17 protein-coding genes and 1 tRNA gene are annotated in these 19630 nt (G+C 68.4%); 11 read left to right on the forward strand and 7 right to left on the reverse strand.

The genetic code is table 11. The features are described 5' to 3' along the window. Positions 1-40 precede the first annotated feature (40 nt). Positions 41-511 carry a MarR family winged helix-turn-helix transcriptional regulator gene (locus MFF06_RS16090; protein WP_238205724.1) on the forward strand — a complete coding sequence of 157 codons (471 nt, stop codon included), beginning with the start codon at positions 41-43 and terminating at the stop codon, positions 509-511. Between the two features lie 9 nt (positions 512-520). Here MFF06_RS16090 and MFF06_RS16095 read toward each other — a convergent pair whose 3' ends face one another. The 3 genes from MFF06_RS16095 to MFF06_RS16105 form a co-directional block, all read right to left on the reverse strand. Beyond that, entirely contained in the window at positions 521-1894 is a 1374-nt protein-coding gene (locus tag MFF06_RS16095; RefSeq protein WP_238205726.1) for a pentapeptide repeat-containing protein, read from the reverse strand. 52 nt (positions 1895-1946) lie between these two features. Next, a complete protein-coding gene (locus MFF06_RS16100) occupies positions 1947-4268 on the reverse strand; it encodes an FdhF/YdeP family oxidoreductase (RefSeq protein WP_238205728.1) in 2322 nt (773 codons plus the stop codon). A gap of 95 nt (positions 4269-4363) precedes the next feature. Then, positions 4364-4651, reverse strand: a complete 288-nt coding sequence (locus MFF06_RS16105) for an MTH1187 family thiamine-binding protein (RefSeq protein ID WP_238205730.1) — start codon at positions 4649-4651, stop codon at positions 4364-4366. Between the two features lie 182 nt (positions 4652-4833). On the opposite strand from MFF06_RS16105, the gene MFF06_RS16110 reads away from it, so the two are divergent. Together MFF06_RS16110 and MFF06_RS16115 are read left to right on the forward strand one after the other, a co-directional pair. Further along, positions 4834-6276: an aldehyde dehydrogenase family protein gene (locus MFF06_RS16110; protein WP_238205733.1), complete on the forward strand. Its 1443-nt coding sequence runs from the start codon at positions 4834-4836 to the stop codon at positions 6274-6276. A 251-nt stretch (positions 6277-6527) separates the two neighbouring features. Further along, positions 6528-7274, forward strand: a complete 747-nt coding sequence (locus tag MFF06_RS16115; protein ID WP_238205735.1) for an SDR family oxidoreductase — start codon at positions 6528-6530, stop codon at positions 7272-7274. Between the two features lie 54 nt (positions 7275-7328). Here MFF06_RS16115 and MFF06_RS16120 read toward each other — a convergent pair whose 3' ends face one another. Next, positions 7329-7910: a glutathione S-transferase family protein gene (locus tag MFF06_RS16120; RefSeq protein ID WP_238205737.1), complete on the reverse strand. Its 582-nt coding sequence runs from the start codon at positions 7908-7910 to the stop codon at positions 7329-7331. A 14-nt stretch (positions 7911-7924) separates the two neighbouring features. Beyond that, positions 7925-9130: an ABC transporter substrate-binding protein gene (locus tag MFF06_RS16125; protein ID WP_238205739.1), complete on the reverse strand. Its 1206-nt coding sequence runs from the start codon at positions 9128-9130 to the stop codon at positions 7925-7927. Between the two features lie 324 nt (positions 9131-9454). Here MFF06_RS16125 and MFF06_RS16130 point away from each other — a divergent pair, with 324 nt between their 5' ends. Further along, positions 9455-10660, forward strand: a complete 1206-nt coding sequence (locus MFF06_RS16130; protein WP_238205741.1) for an iron-containing alcohol dehydrogenase — start codon at positions 9455-9457, stop codon at positions 10658-10660. Positions 10661-10679: 19 nt separating this feature from the next. Here the strand turns inward: MFF06_RS16130 and MFF06_RS16135 are convergent, their stop codons facing one another. Then, positions 10680-11828 carry an alpha/beta fold hydrolase gene (locus tag MFF06_RS16135; RefSeq protein ID WP_238205743.1) on the reverse strand — a complete coding sequence of 383 codons (1149 nt, stop codon included), beginning with the start codon at positions 11826-11828 and terminating at the stop codon, positions 10680-10682. A gap of 182 nt (positions 11829-12010) precedes the next feature. On the opposite strand from MFF06_RS16135, the gene MFF06_RS16140 reads away from it, so the two are divergent. Beyond that, positions 12011-12484, forward strand: coding sequence for an SRPBCC family protein (locus MFF06_RS16140; protein WP_238205745.1), 474 nt, complete (start codon positions 12011-12013; stop codon positions 12482-12484). Positions 12485-12849: 365 nt separating this feature from the next. Here the strand turns inward: MFF06_RS16140 and MFF06_RS16145 are convergent. Further along, a tRNA-Gly gene (locus tag MFF06_RS16145) sits at positions 12850-12923 on the reverse strand. 183 nt (positions 12924-13106) lie between these two features. Between MFF06_RS16145 and aroQ the strand changes: the two genes are divergently transcribed. The 6 genes from aroQ to ilvN all read left to right on the forward strand — a co-directional run bounded on the left by aroQ (position 13107) and on the right by ilvN (position 19603). Beyond that, positions 13107-13553, forward strand: coding sequence for a type II 3-dehydroquinate dehydratase (gene aroQ / locus MFF06_RS16150; RefSeq protein WP_238205747.1), 447 nt, complete (start codon positions 13107-13109; stop codon positions 13551-13553). A 59-nt stretch (positions 13554-13612) separates the two neighbouring features. Further along, entirely contained in the window at positions 13613-14311 is a 699-nt protein-coding gene (locus tag MFF06_RS16155) for an orotate phosphoribosyltransferase (protein ID WP_238205749.1), read from the forward strand. After that, a complete protein-coding gene (pyrC, locus tag MFF06_RS16160; protein WP_238205751.1) occupies positions 14311-15372 on the forward strand; it encodes a dihydroorotase in 1062 nt (353 codons plus the stop codon). The genes MFF06_RS16155 and pyrC overlap by 1 nt, the downstream gene beginning before the upstream one ends. 1 nt (position 15373) lies before the next feature. Then, positions 15374-16813, forward strand: coding sequence for an amidase (locus MFF06_RS16165; protein ID WP_238205753.1), 1440 nt, complete (start codon positions 15374-15376; stop codon positions 16811-16813). Between the two features lie 401 nt (positions 16814-17214). Continuing rightward, positions 17215-18990 carry an acetolactate synthase 3 large subunit gene (locus MFF06_RS16170; RefSeq protein ID WP_238205755.1) on the forward strand — a complete coding sequence of 592 codons (1776 nt, stop codon included), beginning with the start codon at positions 17215-17217 and terminating at the stop codon, positions 18988-18990. Between the two features lie 70 nt (positions 18991-19060). Further along, positions 19061-19603 carry an acetolactate synthase small subunit gene (gene ilvN, locus MFF06_RS16175; protein ID WP_238205758.1) on the forward strand — a complete coding sequence of 181 codons (543 nt, stop codon included), beginning with the start codon at positions 19061-19063 and terminating at the stop codon, positions 19601-19603. Positions 19604-19630 lie beyond the last annotated feature (27 nt).

Below are 19630 nucleotides of genomic sequence, written 5' to 3' on the forward strand. Positions count from 1 at the left end.
GTTGCATCGGCCGGCAAGACGTATTGGGTGAGCTGCCGAGATGGCCGATTCCGTCAACACCATTGAACGCACGACGATCGACGATCCGCTGCACCTGGACAACCAGCTTTGCTACGCCCTCTACGCTGCCGCGCACCGGATGACGAAGTCCTACAGGCCGTTGCTGGAGCGTCTGGGACTCACCTATCCGCAATATCTGGTGCTTCTGGTCCTCTGGGAGCAGGACGGCGTCACCGTCTCGGAGATCGGACGGCGCCTGCGCCTCGATTCCGGCACGCTGACCCCCGTGCTGAAGCGGCTGGAAGCCGCCGAACTCCTGCGCCGGACCCGCCGCCAGAGCGACGAGCGCGAGGTCGAGATCGGCCTGACGCCTCAGGGCCTCGCCCTCAAGGCCGAGGCCCAGGCGGTGCGCGAGTCGGTGATGTGCCAACTGGAGATGAGCGAGCCGGAGATCCGGTCGCTGCGCCGGGACCTCAACGTCGTGATCGAGCGACTGAGCTCGGCCGAGTGAGGGCGCCTTTCACCGCCTGAGGCGGTTGCCGAGGACGAAGCCGAACAGCCCCATTAGGATGATCCCGGCGGCGCCTTCGAGGCCCACGAGGAGGTTCGTCACCCGGCCCGTCGGCTTCAGGCCGATCTCGGGCGGGTTGGCGGTCATCATGTTGAGGGCGCTGTAGCTCATCAGGTCGATGGGGTTGTAGGTCGGCCCGGCCTCGGGGCCATCCGTGATGAAGAGCCCCCCGGTCAGCCCGAAGAGCGCCGCGAAGACCACGATCAGCAACGCGAAGGCGCGGGCGATGCGGGACAGGCTCTCCCCGTAGTCGCATAACCATTCCACGAATCGGTCGGCGATCCAGCGGTAACCGTGCTTGGCGAGGGCGCGATGGTCGCGCGCCGCCCAGGCCGCCCTGGCCTGCGCCCCCGCATGGTGGCGTCCCATGCGCCGCCCGCGCTTGTAGGCCCAGCTCGCGGCATCCTGGTCGCCGATGCTCTTCCAGTTCTGTTCCAGGGCGAGGTAGCTCGCCTGCGCGGCGGCGAAGGCGCCCGCCACCTCCTCGCCCACCGCACCGCCCAGCTGCTCCACCTGCATCCGCGTGCCGTTGAGCCACGCGCCGGAGAAGCGGGCGTGACGCAGGCGGCAGGTCGCGAGGTTGAGGCGGACGAGGTTGGTGTCCGACAGGTCGGCCCCGGTGAAGTCGGCGCCGTCGAGCTTGGCGCCCGTGAAGTTCGCCCCCCGTAGGCGGGAGCCCGCGAGCACCGCCTTGGTCAGGCTTGCGCCTTCGAAATCGGCCTGGGTCAAGTTGGTGTCGGCCAGCTTGGCCTCGTCGAGCCGGGCGCCGCGAAAGACGGTGTCGTCCGCGTCCGCCCCGGTGAAGTCGGTGCCCCAGAGGTCGGCCCCGGTGAAGTCGGCGCCGTCGAGCAGGGCCTTTTGCAGGTTGCCGAAGCGCATGGAGGCCCGGACGAAGCGGGCATCCTCCAGCATGGCCTCTCCGAGTTGCACCTGCCCGCCGACGATGTCGGTGAAATCGGCGCCCGAGAGGTCCGTCTCGCTGAGGTCCGCCTCCTCCAGGATCGCGGCGGCGAACTTCGACGAGCGTCCCACCGCGCGGGTCAGTCTCGCACCCCTGAGGTTCGCCCCGCCGAGGTCGGTTTCGTCCAGGCGGGCGCGGCTGAGATCCGCCCGGGGAAGGGAGAGGCCGCCGCTCTCGGAATCGCGCCACGTCCCGCGCGCATCGTGGGCGGCGAGGGTCTCCAGGGCCGCGCGGCTGCAATCGAGGCGCGACAGGTCGAGCCCCGGCGCGTCGAGCGCGGCGGTGGTTTCGAGACGCGTCAGCAGATCGTGGAGGCGGGGCGCGGCGGCCGGGGCCACCACGCCGGAAAGGGGGTCGCTCATTCCCTTTCCATGCCCAAAGGGAGGGCGTCGCGCCAGTGGAGGACGGCGACGATTATGCCGCCGCTTCCGGCCTGACCCGCACCGCGATGGACTTCGCCGCCGGCGTCTTCGATTGGGCGTCGTGATGCCACAGGGGAAGCAGCACGTTCATCTCGGGGTAGTAGCCCGCACAATTCCCCGGGGGGATGTCGTAGGCCACGACACGCAGCCCGCCGAGGCCGCGGGCGATCCCGTCGTCCGATACCGTCTCGATGCGCGCCTGCCCGCCATCCGTCAGCCCCAGCCGGGCGATGTCGGCGACGTTCATGAAGACGATGTCGCGGGTCCCGGAAACCCCACGGAAGCGGTCGTGGTAGCCGTAGACCGTGGTGTTGAACTGGTCGTTCGAGCGCAGCGTCATCAGGTCCAGGATGTCGCCTTCACGGGGTGGCAGATCGGGATCGGCTTCGAGCCCGCTCGGGACCACGAACTGCGCCTTGCCGGACTCGGTCTTCCATTCGCGGTGGCGGGCGGGGACGGGCTTCGTTAGGCCGCCGGGCTCCCACATGCGGGCGTTGAAGTCGGTGAAGAGGTCGGGATAGGTCGCCTCGATAGCGTCCCGCACCCGGCCGTAATCGGCGACCCAGGCATCCCAATCGATGTGCGGGTTTGGCGGCAGCGTCGCCTTGGCGATCTCCGCGATGATCCACGGCTCCGAGCGAAGGTCCGGGCTGACAGGGTCGGCCGCGCCGTTCGAGCCGTGGAACCGGGCGGTGGAATCCTCCATCGAGACCGCCTGTGGGCCGCCCGCCTGACGGTCGATCTCCAGCCGCCCCAGGCACGGCAGGAGGTAGGCGACCGATCCGTTCACCAAGTGCGAGCGGTTGAGCTTCGTCGCGACCTGCACGGTCAGGCGCTGGTTCCTCCACGCGGCCTCCATCCGGGCGGTGTCCGGGATGGCGCGCAGGAAGTTGCCGCCGAGACCGATGAAGGCCCTCACGCTGCCGTCGAGGATACCCTCGCAGGTCTCCACCGTGTTGAGCCCCTTCTCCATCGGCGGCTCGAAGGCGTAGAGTTCGCGCAGCTTGTCGTTGGGCGCCAGCTCCGGCTTCTCGGTGATGCCGACGGTGCGCTGCCCCTGCACATTGGAATGGCCGCGCACCGGGCAGATCCCGGCGCCGCGCTTGCCGATGTTGCCGCGCAGCAGCAGGAGGTTGGCGAGCATCCGCACCGTCTCGGTCCCGCGCCGGTGCTGCGTCAGCCCCATGCCGTAGATGCCGATCACCGCCTTCGAGCGGGCATAGACCGCCGCGGCGCCCTCGATGGCGTGGCGCGTCAGGCCCGAACGCTCTTCCAGGGCGGACCAGTCCTGGCGGTCGCAGAAGGCCATGAAGGCATCGAGGCCCTGCGTGTGTTCGGCGATGAAGGCATGGTCGAGGACGGCCGGGCGGCCCGCCGTCGTGGCGTCCCGGTCGGCGGCAATGAGAGCCTTGCACAGGCCGGTGATGGCGGCGAGGTCGCCGCCGAGTTTCACTTGGTGATACTGCGTCGCGATCTTCGTCGAGGAGCGGGTCAGCATCTCCACGGGCGATTGCGGGTCGGTGAACCGCTCCAGGCCCCGCTCCTTGAGCGGGTTGAAGACGACGATATTCGCGCCCCGGCGCCGGGCCTCCTGCAACGGGTGCAGCATTCGCGGCGAGTTCGAGCCGACGTTCTGGCCGAAGAAGAACATCATGTCCGTATGCTCGAAATCTTCGAGCAGCACGGTGCCGACGGGCGAGCCGATTGATTGGGGGAGGGCCACCGAGGTCGGCTCGTGGCACATGTTCGAGGAATCGGGGAGGTTGTTGTTGCCGTAGAGCCGGGCCAGCAGCCCGTACATGTAGCTCGCCTCCAGGGACGCCCGGCCGGAGGCGTAGAAGACCGCCGACTTCGGGTCCAACCCCTTCAATTCCCGGCCGATCTCCTTGAACGCCTCGGACCAGCTGCACGGGACGTAGTGGTCGCTTGCCGCATCGTAGCGCATGGGATGCGTCAGCCTCCCGGCCTCTTCCAGGGCGTAGTCGCTCCAGGTCAGCAACTCGCTCACCGAATGTTCGGCGAAGAATTCCAGCGTCGCGCGACGCCGGGTCTGTTCCCAGGCGGTCGCCTTCGCGCCGTTCTCGCAATACTCGAACGCCAGGGGCTTGGCCGGCTTGGCCCAGGCGCAGGACGTGCACATGAACCCGCCGGGCTTGTTCTGCTTCGTCAGCAGCGCAGTGCCCGACACGGGCACGCCCTCCCGGGTCAGTATCTCCAGGAGCGAGCGCGCGGAGCCCCAGCCGCCGGCCGGGCCGTCGTAGGGCTCGATCCGGACGTCGCGGTTCCGGTCGTCCTGTGTGCCGGCCTCGTCCATGGTTGTACGTCCTCGCGCCGCCGCCGGCCAAGCGGCCGGTGCTTAGGGCAACGCGGCAGGTGCGGGAACGATCAACGGCAGGACGCCGCGCCCCGTCACGACACGGCGGCGAGCTTCTCGGCCATCGTCTGCTCCTTGTCCCGCCGGGAGGAGAAGATCAGCGTGAAGAAGACCCGCTGCACGCCGAGTTCGGCGAGGCGCGCCTCGCACCGCTCCGCGAGGGCGCAGATGTCCGACAACTCGCCCTCGATGTTGGTGCCGTTGGGGTGCATCGTCGCGGTGAGGCCGCTGGCCTCGATCACCGCTTTGATCTCCCGGACGTAGGGAGACACCGACGGGCCGACGCCCATCGGCACGATGCAGAGATCGGCAGAGACCTTCATGGGATGATCCTTCACTCCGCGCCGGGTCCGGCTTGTCGCGCGCCGTATTAGACCCGCCGGTCCGGCCGCACTATCCTTTCACCGGGATCGTCTGGGCGGACCGACGCCGGCGGAACCACCCGCTGCCGCACCGTGTAGACGCGGTTCGAGCCTTCCCCGTCGACCTGGAGATGCCATCCGCCATGTCCGACCCCATGAACTTCATCGGCGGCGAGTGGACGCGCTCCTCAGGCGCGGCCACCCTGGACGTGCATGAACCCGCCACCGGCAGGGTCATCGGCGCCATCGTCGACAGCACGCAGCAGGACGTGGACCGCGCCGTGGCGGCGGCCCGCGAGGCGTTCGACCACGGCGCCTGGGGCAAGACCTCGGCCCTGGAGCGCAGCCGTCTCCTCCTGCGCCTCGGCACGCTGATCGAGCGCGACGCCGCCCGCCTCGCGGAGATCGAGGCCCGCGACACGGGCAAGCCCGCGAGTGTGGCCAGGGCGGACATCGTGGCGCTCGCCCGCTACTTCGAGTTCTACGGGGCCGCCGCCGACAAGCTGCACGGCGAGACCGTGCCCTACCTGAACGGCTACTTCGTCACCGTCACGCCGGAGCCCCACGGCGTGACAGGCCACATCCTGCCCTGGAACTACCCGGCACAGATGTTCGGCCGGACGCTGGCCCCGGCGCTGGCCGTCGGGAACGCCACCGTGCTGAAGCCCGCCGAGGATGCCTGCGCCACGGCCCTGGCCCTGGCTGACCTCGTGGGCGAGGCGGGATTTCCCGCAGGCTCGGTCAACATCGTCACGGGCTCGGGCGCGGGGGCGGGGGCCATGCTCGCCGCCCATCACGGGGTCGATTTCGTGTCCTTCACCGGCTCGCCCGAGGTGGGCCAGATCATCCAGAAGCTCTGCGCCGATCACTTCATCACCTGCACCCTCGAACTCGGGGGCAAGTCCCCGCAGATCGTCTTCGCCGACGCGGACCTCGACGCCGCGATCCCGGTGATCGTGAAGGCCATCACGCAGAACAGCGGCCAGACCTGTTCGGCCGGGAGCCGCATCCTGATCGAGCGCAGCGCCTACGACACGGTGGTGGAGCGTTTGAAGGCCGCCTTCGCGGCCGTGCGGGTCGGGCCGCCGGAGGCGGATGTGGAGTGCGGGCCGATCATCACGGCCAAGCAGCAGCGGCGCGTCGAGGGCTTCATCGCGCAGGCGAAGGCCGACGGCATCCCGGTGCTCGCCCAGGGCACCATCGCGCCCGAGGCGCCGGAGGGCGGCTACTACGTGGCGCCGACCCTGTTCGGCCCGACGCCCCGGGACAACGTCATTGCCCGCGAGGAGGTCTTCGGCCCCGTCCTCGTCGCCATGCCCTTCGAGGACGAGGAGGATGCGGTGGCGCTTGCCAACGGCACGGAGTACGGCCTCGTCGCCGCCGTCTGGACCCGCGACGGCGGACGGCAGATGCGCCTCGCCAAGCGTGTGCGCACCGGCCAGATGTTCGTGAACTGCTACGGCGCTGGGGCCGGCATCGAATTGCCCTTCGGCGGATCGGGCAAGAGCGGCCACGGTCGCGAGAAGGGGTTTGCCGCCCTGCACGACTTCAGCAAGACAAAGACGACCGTGTTCAACCACGGTTAGAGCGTTTTCGGGAATACCTGGATCGTATGCCGCCCTGTCTCTGCAAGCGTCAGCGAAGCAATTCAGGGTAGCGGGACCCAACCGAACGTGGCGGATTCGTCAATGTCTTCGCTATGCCCGCAGAGACGATCAAGCAGGCACCCCGGATCGGACCGAAAGCGGTGAGATCATTCTCCGCCGAACTGCAGGCCGGTTCGGCGTCAGACCATGCGGTAAAAAATAATCCGATCATCGAAGACAGGGAGGATACGATGAAGCTTCAGGGCAAGGTCGCCATCGTGACCGGCGCGGCGAGCGGTTTCGGCGAGGCCACCGCCCGCCTCTACGCGGAGAATGGCGCCAGGGTCGCCATCGCCGATCTTGCGGCGGAGAAGGCGGAGGCCGTGGCCCGGTCGATCGGCGAGGACAAGGCCATCGCGGTGCGGACCGACGTGTCCTCCCGCGCCGACATCGACCGCCTGCTGGAGGAGACGACCCGCCGGTTCGGCACGCCGGACATCATCGTCAACAATGCCGGCTACACCCACCGGAACCGGCCGTTGCTGGAGGTCGACGAAGCAACCTTCGACCGTTTGTTCTCCGTCAACGTGAAGTCGATCTACCACATGGTCCAGGCCGCCGCCCCGGCGATGCGCGACCATGGCGGCGGCGTGATTCTCAATGTCGGCTCGACGGCGGGGATCCGGCCCCGGCCCGGCCTGACCTTCTACAACGCGTCGAAGGGGGCGGTGAACCTGATGTCGAAGTCCCTCGCCGTCGAACTCGCGCCCTGGAAGATCCGCGTCAACGCGATCTGCCCGGTGATGGGCGTGACCGGGATGCTGGAGGACTTCATGGGCATGCCGGATACGCCGGAGAACCGGGCCAGGTTCATCGCCACGATTCCCCTCGGGCGCCTGAGCGAGGGCCGCGATGTGGCGGAAGCCGCCCTCTACCTCGCCTCATCCGACTTCATCACCGGCGTGGAACTGCCGGTGGATGGCGGCCGGACGGTCTGACAGCGCGGGCCTCGCCCTCTCCTTCAGACGGAGGGAGACGGCGCACGCACCCCCTCAGGCGGTCGGTGCCGTCTCGCGCACCGAGCGACGCTGGCCCTCGGCGTCGCGGCGCGCGGCGATCTTCGGCGCGAGGTTTCCCCAATCGCGGTCGGGGAAGCGCAGCTGCAGGTAGTCGAGGGCCGTGATCGTTGCCATGGGCGCAATGTCGAACGGCCCGTCTGCCGGCAGGGTCGCATCGACCCGTCTCAGCCCGTCGTGCAGGGTCCGGAACCGCTTGGAGCCGACCAGCCCGGTGTCGAAGTCCGGCGAGACCTTGCGGCCGATGACGATCGCCACCGCCGCGTCGAACACGCCGACGGCGATGCCCGCGCAGGCCAGCGCGGCTCCGGTCAGCACCGGCGGTGTCGGGCGGATCGCATCGAGATGGTGCAGGATGAGCAGCGCCTCCGTCAGGCGCGCTCCGTCGTCGGTGACGAGGGTGGGCACGCGGCCCGCCGGGTTGGCGTCGAAGAAAGCCGGATCGTCGCCCCAGGCATCGACGGAGACGGTCTCGACATCTCCGTCGAGCCCCTTCTCGATCAGGGCCATGCGGACGATGCGGACGAAGGGGGAGGTCGGATTGGCGTAGAGCTTCATCGCGCGCGCTCCGGTCAGCCGGTGGTGAGGGGGCAGCCGCTCTTGTCGGCGGGGAGGAACAGGCTGTCTCCGGGAATCGTCTCGATCACGCGGTAGAGGTCCGCCTTGTCCTTCGAGTCCTTGGGGCTCTTCACCTCCACGAGGATCATGTCCATCACCACACGGCCGTTCGCCTGGATGCGCGGATGCCCGTAGAAGCCGGTGGTGATGGGCAGTTCCTTCATCGCCTTGTCCACCGCCGCCGCGTCGTCGGTGCCCGCCTTCTGCACCGCCTGCAGGTAATGCGTGGTCGAGGCGTAGGCGGCGGCGTGGCCCATGGTCGGGACGACGTTGCCGTTGCGCGCCATCAATCGCTTGGCCCAGGCCCGGCTGGCATCGTTGGCATCCAAGTAGAAGTTAAGGGCGAAGCGGATGCCCTGGGCGACGTCGAGGCCCAGCGCCACGGTGTTGTTGGTGAAGACCAGCATCGCGACGAGCTTCGAGGTGATGCCGAATTCCCTGGCCTGCTTGATCGTGTTGACGAGGTCCGGCCCGGCATTGGCCAGCCCGATCACGTCCGCGCCGGACGCCTGCGCCTGGAGGAGCTGCGAGGACAGGTCGGTCGCGCCAAGGGGATGCTTGATCTCGCCGAGCACCGTGCCGCCCGCGGCCTTGACCGCCTTCGTCGCCTCCGCCGCGAGGCCGGTGCCGAACACGTAATCGGCGGTGATGAAGTACCAGCTCTTGCCGCCGCCCTGGACCACCGCGCCCGTCACCGCCTTGGCGAACTCACCGGTGGAGGGGACCCACTGCGTACCGTAGGGGGAACAGCCGGGACCGGAGAATTGCGAGGCGTAGCCGCCCGTCACCATCGTCGTGATCTTGCGATCCTTGGCATAGGCCTGGACCGCCAGCCCCACCGAACTCGCACCGCCGAGCACCAGAGCCGAGACGTGGCTCTGATCCACGAGCTGGCGGGCGAGCCCGGAGCCGATATCGGGCTTGTTCTGGTGATCGACGCTGAGCACCTCGATCGGGCGGCCCAGCACGGTCCCGCCGAAGTCCTCGACGGCCATCTTCGTGGCGAGCACCATATTGGGGCCGCCATTGCCCGAATACATGCCGGACAAGTCCTCCACCACGCCGATCCGCAGCGGTTCCGCCGCCGAGGCAGCTCCGGCATGGGCTACGGCGAGAAGGCCGGCGATCGCGCGGCGTCGCGTCCAGAGGGGGCGGGGCATCGGCGTTTCCTTCGTGTGGCATCCCTTTCCGAGGCCCACCGGGCGCGGCGCGATGCCTGTGGTTCCGGCGATAGATGCGGCCGCCGTAATGATCGTCAAATATCGAACGCGTCTATTTTCTATAGCCTCCGCCGCAAGCGGCGCGTTTCAAGGCTTCGCGGCTGAAACCGGCCCGCCTGCGGCGTCGAGGACCGATTCGGCCTTGTCACGCTATTGGACAGGGCGCCCGCCTGCGCCACCTTGCCGGAGCCGCCAGCCGCCGGCTCCGCGAAGGCACGAGGCGGCCTCCGCTGCGGCGGAGTCGTGGCCTGGGGAGACCTTCGCATGATCACCAGCTTCTACATGCCGACGCGGATCGTCGCCGGCCAGGGCGCCCTCGGGACGATCGGGACCCTGGCCCGCGACCTCAAGATGACGCGGGTCCTCGTGGTCTCGGATCCGGTGATCTCGGCGCAGGGCTTCCATTCCGAGGCGCTGGCCGCGCTCTCCGAAGCCGGGCTCGCGGTCTCGAGGTTCGACGGGTGCGGGATCGACGCCCGCTGCTCGCATATCGACGAGCAGGGCGAGCGGGTTCGCCGGGAGGAACTCGACGGGGTGATCTGCATCGGCGGCGGCTCGGTGATGTGTACCGGCAAGGGCATCGCCATCGTCGCCACGAACCGGAAACCGATGCGAGACTGCACGGGCGTCGGCCAGTTCGACACGAAGGCCCTGCCGATGATCATGGTGCCGACCACCGCCGGCTCGGGCTCGGAAGTGTCGCAATGGACCATCGTGAAGGACGAGGAGCGGCACCTCAAGCTCCTCGGCGGCGGCCCCCTGAGTTTCCCCGACGCGACCCTCCTCGATCCCGCGACGCTGCGCTCGCTGCCGATGCACGTGGCGGCGCTGCCGGCGGTGGATGCGCTCACCCATGGGGTCGAAGCCTATCTCAGCGGCATCGCCTCGCCGCTGACCGATGCCGTGGCGCTGGCCGCGGTCCGGCATCAGCACGCCTCCCTGCGCGCCTCCATCAACGCGGATGACGACCGGGCGCGCGAGGAGAACCTTATGGCCTCGTGCATGGCGAACGTCGCCTGCGGCAATGCCCGCCTCGGCCACGCCCACGCCCTGTCCCTGCCCCTCGAAGGTCACCTCGACCTGCCGCACCCCTACGGCGTCGGCGTGCTGCTGCCGCACACGATGGCGTTCAACCTCGCGGTGCTGCCGGCCAAGGTGAAGCCGCTGGCCGAAGCCCTCGACGTGGAGACGGTGGGCCTGACGCGCGCGGAGATGATCGAGGCCAGCGCCGAGGCGATCCGCGCCCTCTACGCCGATATCGGCTTTCCCGAAATGTTCACCCCCGAACAGCTTCCGCGCGACCGGGTGCGCGAGATGGCGACGCGGGCCGTGCCCGGCCTCTACGCGGGCATCGCGGCGGCGAGTTACGACCCCTCGACCGCCACAGACCACACCGTCATCGCCTGCCCCTCCGCCAGGAGGATGACCGTGCGGCAAGCGGAGGAGATCTTCGAGCGGTGCCTCGGCTGACCCGAGTGTGAGCCCGGCCTCAGGCCCGCCCCAGCGCCTCGAGCAGGAGATCGATCACCGCCTGCGGCCTCTCCTGCTGGATCCAGTGCCCGGCGCCTTCGATGAAGTGGCAGCCGAGGAGATGGACGCAGGCCGGATCGTGCATCCGCTCCAGGGCGCCGGGCACTTGGTAGGGACCCCAGTCGCTGGCGCCCGAGATGAACAGGAGCGGCGTTTCGAGACGCCTCCCGGCGAAGCGCGCGAAATCGCGGGTGGTGCTGCCGTCCATGCGGCAGCGGTAGCCGTGCAGGGGGCCCTGGAAGCCGGAACGCGTGTATTCGGCGACGTAGACCGACAGTTCTTCATCGGTCAGCCATCCGCAGCCGACGCCGCCGTCTGCGGGCATCTCCGGCGCCACGGTTTCGGGCATCGTCCGGCCGCGATCCATCACGTAGTAGGTCGGGAGCCCGGCGAGGGCCTCGGCTGTCCATCCTGCGAGCGTGCCGGGATGGTTGCCCGGCCAATCCGCGCTCTTCTGGTGGAAGTAGGCGCGCAGGAACGCTCCGAGACCCCGCGGACTGCGCTCCATGTCGGCGGCGGCGGCCGGGGTGGCGTAGTAGCGGTGGTAGTGTTCGCGCGGTCTCGGCAGGGCGGCGAGCGCCGCATGGATCGGATCGTCCTCGGGCGCGACGATGCCCCTGGCGAGGGACTCGAGCGTCGGCGGACCGATGAAGGGCGCGCTCATCAGCGTGACCATCCCGAACAGGTCCGGGCGGGCGAGGGCGGCGTAGGAGCAGACCCAGGCGCCGTAATCGTGCCCGACGAGGGCCGCGACCTGGGTCCGCCCCAGGGCGCTCATCAGGCTCATCACATCGGGCAGGTGGTTGTGCAGGCGGTAGGGCGCGAGGTCATCGCCGTAGGCGACCGGCTCGCTCAGCGTGCGCCCATATCCGCGCAGGTCGGGGGCGACCACATGGTAGCCGGCCACCGCGAGGGCGGGCATGATCTTCCGCCACGAATAGGCGATCTCGGGGAAGCCGTGCACCAGCAGGATCAGGGGGCGGCCGGGCTCCTCGTGGCCCGCCTCCAGCATGTGCATCCGCAGCCCGTTCACATCCTGGATGAAACGCGCACGCACGCCAGCGGGAAGCAAACCCGGATCGAGCGGTGCCAGAACGGTTTCGACCATGGTCTGGGGCTCCGCTCCGGCACGTCGATCGCGGCGGCGAGCTTACACCGGACGGCGCGTGGCCGCTCGGGAATAAAGTCGTTCACCGATCCGTGGGGGGCAATGTCCGCGCGTCGCCCGCGCGCTATCTGCCTCGCTGCCCCAAGCAGGGGTGAAGAAGAATCTAGTCAAGGAAGCGCTCGATGCTGAAGACACTCGTGCCCGCCGCGGCCCTCGCCGCCCTGATCGCCACGCCGGCCCTGGCTCTGGAGGTGACGAAGACGGCGACGGTGGCGGCTTCGCCGGACAAGGTCTGGAAGACCATCGGCGGGTTCTGCGGCATCGGCGACTGGCATCCCGTGATCGAGAAGTGCGAGCTGTCGAAGAAGGGTGGCAAGGAAGAGCGCACCCTGTCCCTGAGGGGCGGCGGGACCATCGTGGAGCAGGAGCAATCCCGCGACGACAAGAAGATGGACTACACCTACACCATCCTCTCGGGTCCGCTGCCGGTGCAGGACTACAAGTCGACCATCATGGTCGAGAAGGACGGGAGCGGCTCCAAGGTGACCTGGACCGGCTCCTTCAAGGCCAAGGGCGCGCCGGACGACAAGGCCAAGGAAGCCATCGCGGGCGTCTACGAGGCGGGCCTCAAGGGCATCGCCGACAAGGCCAAGTAAGCCCGCCGGGTGCCGAACGGCCGGGGGCCTGCCCCGACGTCGCGCATCCCTGGATCGCTCCGCTTCATGCGCAAGGACGCTGTCGCGGAGCGATCCGAACGATGTTTAAGAGGCCGGTTCGCACTCCGTGTCGTCGTCGCGTGGGAATGCGGAGCCATCCGGCAGCACGACATCCCGAAGGGTTTCGCTTCAACGCCTTCCTGCGCCCGCACCGACGGGGAACCACAAGGCGCCGGAACTGCCGTCACGGAGGACCGGGTATCCGCCGAAATCCGTCGGCCGTCGCGGGGGCGATGAGGGGCGTCCGGTCGCCGATCCTACGGCTTACACCGAAGGGCTCTTCCAACACTCTAAAGCCGGGATGGTGGAGCGGGTGAAGGGAATCGAACCCTCGTATTCAGCTTGGAAGGCTGCTGCTCTACCATTGAGCTACACCCGCGTCGCAGTCGATCTAGCATGATGGTAGCGTCGTGAGAAGACGGGTGGTGGACACCCGTTCGGGTGCCTCGCCGGCGGGGTTCGAGCATCCGGTCTCCTGCCCGCCGCAGCCGCCCTCCGCGCAGCGGACTTGAACGGCCGGCGGGTTTGGCGCACCTCTGCCGGGCGGCCGGAGACAAGGGCGATGAACGACACCGTGCTGGTCCTGAACGGGCCGAACCTCAACCTGCTCGGCCGACGCCAGCCGGAGATCTACGGCAGCGCCACCCTGGCCGATGTCGAGGAACTCTGCCGGACGACGGCCGCGGAATTCGGTCTTCGCGCGGAGTGTCGGCAGAGCAATGCCGAGCATGTCCTGATCGAGGCGATCCACGAGTTCAGGGTCGGGACCGCCGGGATCGTCATCAATGCGGGGGCCTACACCCACACCTCCGTCGCGATCCTCGATGCCCTCAACACCTGCGAGGTGCCGGTGATCGAGTGCCACATCTCGAACGTGCATCGCCGGGAGGCCTTCCGCCATCACTCCTACATCTCGGCGGCCGCCACGGCCGTGCTCGCGGGCTTCGGTATCCACGGCTATGCGCTGGCGATCCGCCATCTCGCGCATCTGCGCGCGGGCGAGGGTTGACGCCCAGGCTTGCAGGCCTGAGGAAACCTCACGACGCCCGCCATCGCGAAAGCCGCCGCATGACCACGTTCCTGCCGATCGACCGGAAACTGATCGCCCGCGAGGCGGCCAAGATGTTTTTGGAGATCCAGGCCGTCCATTTCTACTCAGGCGAGCCGTTCAAGTTCACGTCCGGCTGGGCGAGCCCGGTCTACATCGACTGCCGCAAGATCATCTCGTTCCCCCGCCTGCGCTCGACGCTGATCGATTTCGCAGCCTCGACCATCGTGCGCGAGGTCGGCTACGAATCGCTCACCCACATCGCCGGCGGCGAGACGGCCGGCATCCCCTTCGCCGCCTGGATCGCGGACAGGTTGTCCCTGCCGATGCAGTACGTGCGCAAGAAGCCGAAGGGCTTCGGGCGCAACGCGCAGATCGAGGGTGAGGTGGTCGATGGCGCCAAGACCCTCCTCGTGGAGGATTTGGCCACCGATGGGCGCAGCAAGGTCAACTTCTGCACGGCCCTGCGCGAGGCCGGGGCCACGGTCGATCACTGCTTCGTGCTCTTTTATTACGACATCTTCCCCGACAGCGCCGACCTGATGAAGGAGATCGGCATCAAGCTCCACTACCTCACCACATGGTGGGACGTTCTGGAGGTCGCCAAGGAGGCGGGCACCTTCGACCCCGCGACCCTCAAGGAGGTCGAGAGCTTCCTGCACGAGCCCGCGACCTGGTCGGCCGCCCATGGCGGCATCTCCGCCTTCGGGCAGAAGTGATGGCCGCGAACCCCGCCCCGAGCCGCGACCGCCTGACGATCCGCAAGCCGGACGATTGGCACATCCACTTGCGCGACGGCGCGATGATGCGGGCGGTGCTGCCTTACACGGCCGCGCAGTTCGCCCGGGGCATCATCATGCCGAACCTCGTGCCGCCGGTGACGACGGTGGACGCCGCCGCCGCCTACCGCGAGCGCATCCTGTCGGCCCTGCCGCCGGGCGTGAGCTTCGCGCCGATGATGACCTGCTACCTCACCGACGCGACCAGCCCGGACGAGATCGAGCGCGGCTTCGCGGAGAAGGTCTGGATCGCCGCCAAGCTCTATCCGGCCGGCGCCACCACGAATTCGCACGCGGGCGTCACCGATCTCGCCAACATCGCCGCCGTGCTGGAGCGGATGGAGCGCATCGGCATGCCGCTCCTTATCCACGGGGAAGTGACCGACCAGGACGTCGATATCTTCGACCGGGAGGCCGTGTTCATGGAGCAGAAGCTTCTGCCGCTGCTCACCCGCCACCAGGGGTTGAAGGTCACGGTGGAGCACGCCACCACGGCCGAGATTCTCGATGTGGTCCGCGCCCATGCCGAGCGGGTGGCGGCGACGATCACGCCGCACCACCTCGTCATCAACCGCACCCACATCTTTCAGGGTGGGCTGAGACCCCATCTCTACTGTCTGCCCGTGGCCAAGCGCGAGCGGCACCGCTTGGCGCTGCGCAAGGCCGCGACGTCGGGGGAGGATTGTTTCTTCCTCGGCACCGACACGGCCCCCCATCCGGTGGGCGCCAAGGAATCGGCCTGCGGGTGCGCCGGCGTGTTTTGCGGACCCACGGCGTTGCAGACCTACATCCAGGTCTTCGACGAGGAGGGAGCGCTCGACCGGTTCGAGGCCTTCGCCAGCCTCAACGGCGCGCGCTTCCACGGGCTCGCGCCGAACGCGGAGACCATCACCCTGGAACGCCGGGCGGGTCAGGTGGCTTCCTGCGTGGCGGTGGACGACACGTCGGTGGTCGTGTTCCGGGGCGACGAGACGTTGCCATGGTCGGTGGCGGAGGGGTGAGATGGCGGACGCGGACGGCATCACGGCACTCGGCGCGGTCCACCTCTCGGCCGCGATCCGAGGCCGGGCCGTCTCTTGCCTGGAGGTGATGCAGGCCTACCTCGACCGCATCGGCCGCCTGAACCCGACCTACAACGCCATCGTCGCCCTGCGGAACGAGGACGACTTGCTGCGGGAGGCGGCGCGGGCGGATGCGATGCTCGCCCGCGGCGAGCCCGTGGGACCGTTGCACGGCTTCCCCCTCGCGGTGAAGGATCTCGATCCTGTGCGCGGCCTGCCCTTCACGCAGGGCTCGCCGATCTTCGCGAACAGGATCGCGGAGGCCGATTCGATCATGGTCGCCCGGTTGCGGGCGGCGGGGGCGATCTTCACCGGCAAGACCAACATCCCCGAATTCGGCCTCGGCTCGCAGAGCTTCAACCCGGTCTACGGCGTCACCGCCTGCGCCTACGATCCCGCCCGCACCGGGGGCGGTTCGAGCGGCGGCGCGGCGGTGGCAGTCGCCCTGCGGTTGCAGCCGGTGGCCGATGGAACCGATAACGGCGGTTCACTGCGCAATCCGCCGGCCTTCGCCAACGTTTACGGTCTACGCACCTGCTGGGGCCGCATCCCGAGCGAGGGGAAGGATGTCTTCAGTTCCGGCCTGACCGTTTCGGGTGCGATCGGTCGAAGCCCGTCCGATATCGGCCTGATGCTCTCGGTGCAGGCGGGCTACGATCCGCGCTGCCCCAACGCGATCCGGCAGGATCCCGGCGGCTTCGCGGGGCCGCTGGCCCGGGATTTCCGGGGCGTGCGGATCGCGTGGCTCGGAGATTTCGGCGGTGCGATTCCCTTCGAGCCCGGCGTGCTGGAGACCTGCCGGGCGGCGGCGGCAACCTTCGCCGAGATCGGCTGCCTCGTGGAGGAGGCGGTGCCGGACTACGATATCGAACAGGTGTGGCAGGATTGGCTGGTGCTGCGCGCCTTCACCGTGGCGGGCAACCTCCGCCCGCTCCTCGCGGACCCGGCCCACCGGGATCTGCTGAAGCAGGAGGCGGTGTGGGAAGCCGAGCGCGGCCTCGCCCTGACCGCGGACCAGTTGAACGCCGCTTTGGAGGGCCGGACGCGCTGGTACGAGACGGTGCGCCGCTTCATGGACCTCTACGATTTCCTGTTGATGCCCACGGCGCAGGTATTCCCCTTCGACAAGACCGTCCGCTGGCCCGCCGAGGTCGGAGGACGCACGATGGACACCTACCACCGCTGGATGCAGATCGCGGTCCCCGCCACGATGGCCGGTCTCCCGGCCCTGGCGATCCCGGCGGGCTTCGGGCCCGGCGGCCTGCCGACCGGTCTTCAGATCGTCGGGCGCAATCACGGCGAGTTGGCATGCCTTCAGCTGGGGGCGGCCTACGACGCCGCCACCGGCTGGGTGCAACGGCAGCCGCCGCCGGTCCAGTAGACCTTCCCCGACCCCTCCGTCCTCGCGAAGGACGGCGAAGCAATCCGGGCCTGCGCCGCATCCGGAAACGACCCGCCTGCCTGAATTGCTTCGCCTTCGCTCGCAACGACGATGGTGACGTTGGGCGTTGACCCATCCCGCGACAATCGATATGACGCGGGATCACTGGTATACGTCCCGCCCGGATCCTCCGTCGGCGACGATCCGGTCGAGGTTTTCGTTTTCCGATGCGCGCAATCCTTATTGTAGCGGTGGCGTCACCGACGGGGCGGCCTTAGTCAGGCCGCGATCCGGCTGGTGACGCTTGCAGGGTCCCTCGGGACCCTTTTTTGTTGCCTGCGACACGCGCATCGGTGAGAGGGACGGCCGGGGGAACCGGCCGAGAGGACGAGGAGACGGACATGGGCGGCGAGGTCATGACCGGGGCCGAAATGGTCATCCGGGCGTTCCAGGATCAGGGGGTGGACACCCTCTTCGGCTATCCCGGCGGCGCGGTGCTTCCGATCTACGATGCGCTGTTCCACCAGGAGTCGGTGAAGCACATCCTCGTGCGCCACGAGCAGGGCGCCGTCCACGCCGCCGAGGGCTATGCGCGCTCCTCCGGCAAGGTCGGCTGCGTCCTCGTCACCTCGGGTCCCGGTGCCACCAACATCGTCACCGGCCTCACCGATGCGATGCTCGATTCGATCCCGCTGGTCTGCATCACCGGCCAGGTTCCCACGCACCTGATCGGCAGCGATGCCTTCCAGGAGTGCGATACCGTCGGCATCACCCGGCACTGCACGAAGCACAACTACCTCGTGAAGTCGATCGACGACCTCCCGCGCATCCTGCACGAGGCCTTCTACGTCGCGAAGAACGGCCGTCCCGGCCCGGTCGTCGTCGATCTGCCGAAGGACATCCAGTTCGCCACCGGCCTGTACGAGCGGCCGACCTCGAACCGCCACAAGACCTACAAGCCGGCGGTGAAGGGCGATGCCGAGCGCATCCGCGCGGCGGTGGAGCTGATGGCGGGCGCCCGGCGCCCGGTCTTCTACACCGGCGGCGGCGTCATCAACGCCGGCCCGGACGCGGCGCGCCTGCTGCGCGAGCTCGTGGCGGAGACCGGCTTCCCCATCACCTCCACGCTGATGGGGCTCGGCGCCTATCCGGGATCGGACGAGAAGTTCCTCGGCATGCTCGGCATGCACGGGACCTACGAGGCCAATCTCGCGATGCACGAGTGCGACGTGATGATCTGCGTCGGCGCGCGGTTCGATGACCGCATCACCGGTCGCCTCGACGCCTTCTCGCCCTTCTCGAAGAAGATCCACATCGACGTGGACGCCTCCTCGATCAACAAGGTCGTGAAGGTCGATGTGGGGATCGTCGGCGATTGCGCCTACGTGCTCGCGGATATGCTGGAGGCATGGCGCGCCCTGCCGTCGCGCCCGCAGAAGTCGAACCTCGACGGCTGGTTCCAGAAGATCCAGGCCTGGAAGGCCCGCAACTGCCTCGCCTACTGGCCCTCGGGCACGATCATCAAGCCGCAATACGCGGTGCAGCGGCTCTATGAAGCCTGCAAGGACCGCAAGACCTTCGTCACCACGGAGGTCGGCCAGCACCAGATGTGGGCGGCGCAGTACTTCAAGTTCGAGGAGCCGAACCGCTGGATGACCTCCGGCGGCCTCGGCACCATGGGCTACGGCCTGCCGGCAGCCATCGGCACGCAACTCGCCAACCCGGACGGGCTCGTCGTCGACATCGCCGGCGAAGCCTCTATCCTGATGAACATCCAGGAGCTGTCGACGGCGATCCAGTACCGCCTGCCGGTGAAGGTGTTCATCCTCAACAACGAGTACATGGGCATGGTCCGCCAGTGGCAGGAGTTGCTGCACGGATCGCGCTACTCGCAGAGCTACTCGGAGAGCCTGCCGGATTTCGTGAAGCTCGCCGAGGCCTACGGGGCGAAGGGGATGCGCTGCGAGAAGCCCGGCGACCTCGACGCCGCCATCGCGGAGATGATCGACTACGACGGTCCGGTCCTGTTCGATTGCGTGGTCGACAAGACCGAGAACTGCTTCCCGATGATCCCCTCGGGCAAGGCGCACAACGAGATGCTCCTGTCCGATTACCTCGGTGAGACCGGCGTCGAGCTCGGCGACGTCATCTCCGAGGAAGGCAAGATGCTGGTCTGACGTGGATCCGCGGCCCAGCTGTAGCGCCGGGCCGCCGCCACTGCCGTACGACGACGAGGACTCCGCCCCGATGAACGCGATGAACACCCATTACCCCGACCCCGTCCGCGTCGAGCCGGTGAACCGGCACACCCTGGCGGTGATCGTGGACAACGAGCCGGGCGTGCTCGCGCGCATCTCGGGCATGTTCTCGGGTCGGGGCTACAACATCGAGAGCCTGACCGTGTCGGAGACGGAGGAGGCCCGCCACATCTCGCGCATCACCATCGTGACCACGGGCACGAACGCGGTGATCGACCAGATCAAGGCTCAGCTCGACCGTCTCGTCCCGGTGCACCGCGTGGTCGATCTCACCCTCCAGGGCGACGCCTTGGAGCGCGAGATCTGCCTCGTGAAGGTCCGGGGTGAAGGCGAGCACCGCAGCGAGGCCCTGCGCCTCGCCGCCGCCTTCGGCGCCAAGACCCTGGACGCGACGCTCAACTCCTTCGTCTTCGAGCTCACCGGCTCCACCGAGGAGATCGACCGGTTCGTGCGGCTCATGAGCGTCATCGGCCTCGTGGAGATCTGCCGCACCGGCATCGCCGCCATCAGCCGCGGGGCGGAGCCGCTCTAGCCTGGGCGTCAGGGCGAGCATCGCGAA

This window comes from Methylobacterium aerolatum (assembly GCF_022179085.1).
In the GTDB taxonomy this organism is placed as follows: domain Bacteria; phylum Pseudomonadota; class Alphaproteobacteria; order Rhizobiales; family Beijerinckiaceae; genus Methylobacterium; species Methylobacterium aerolatum.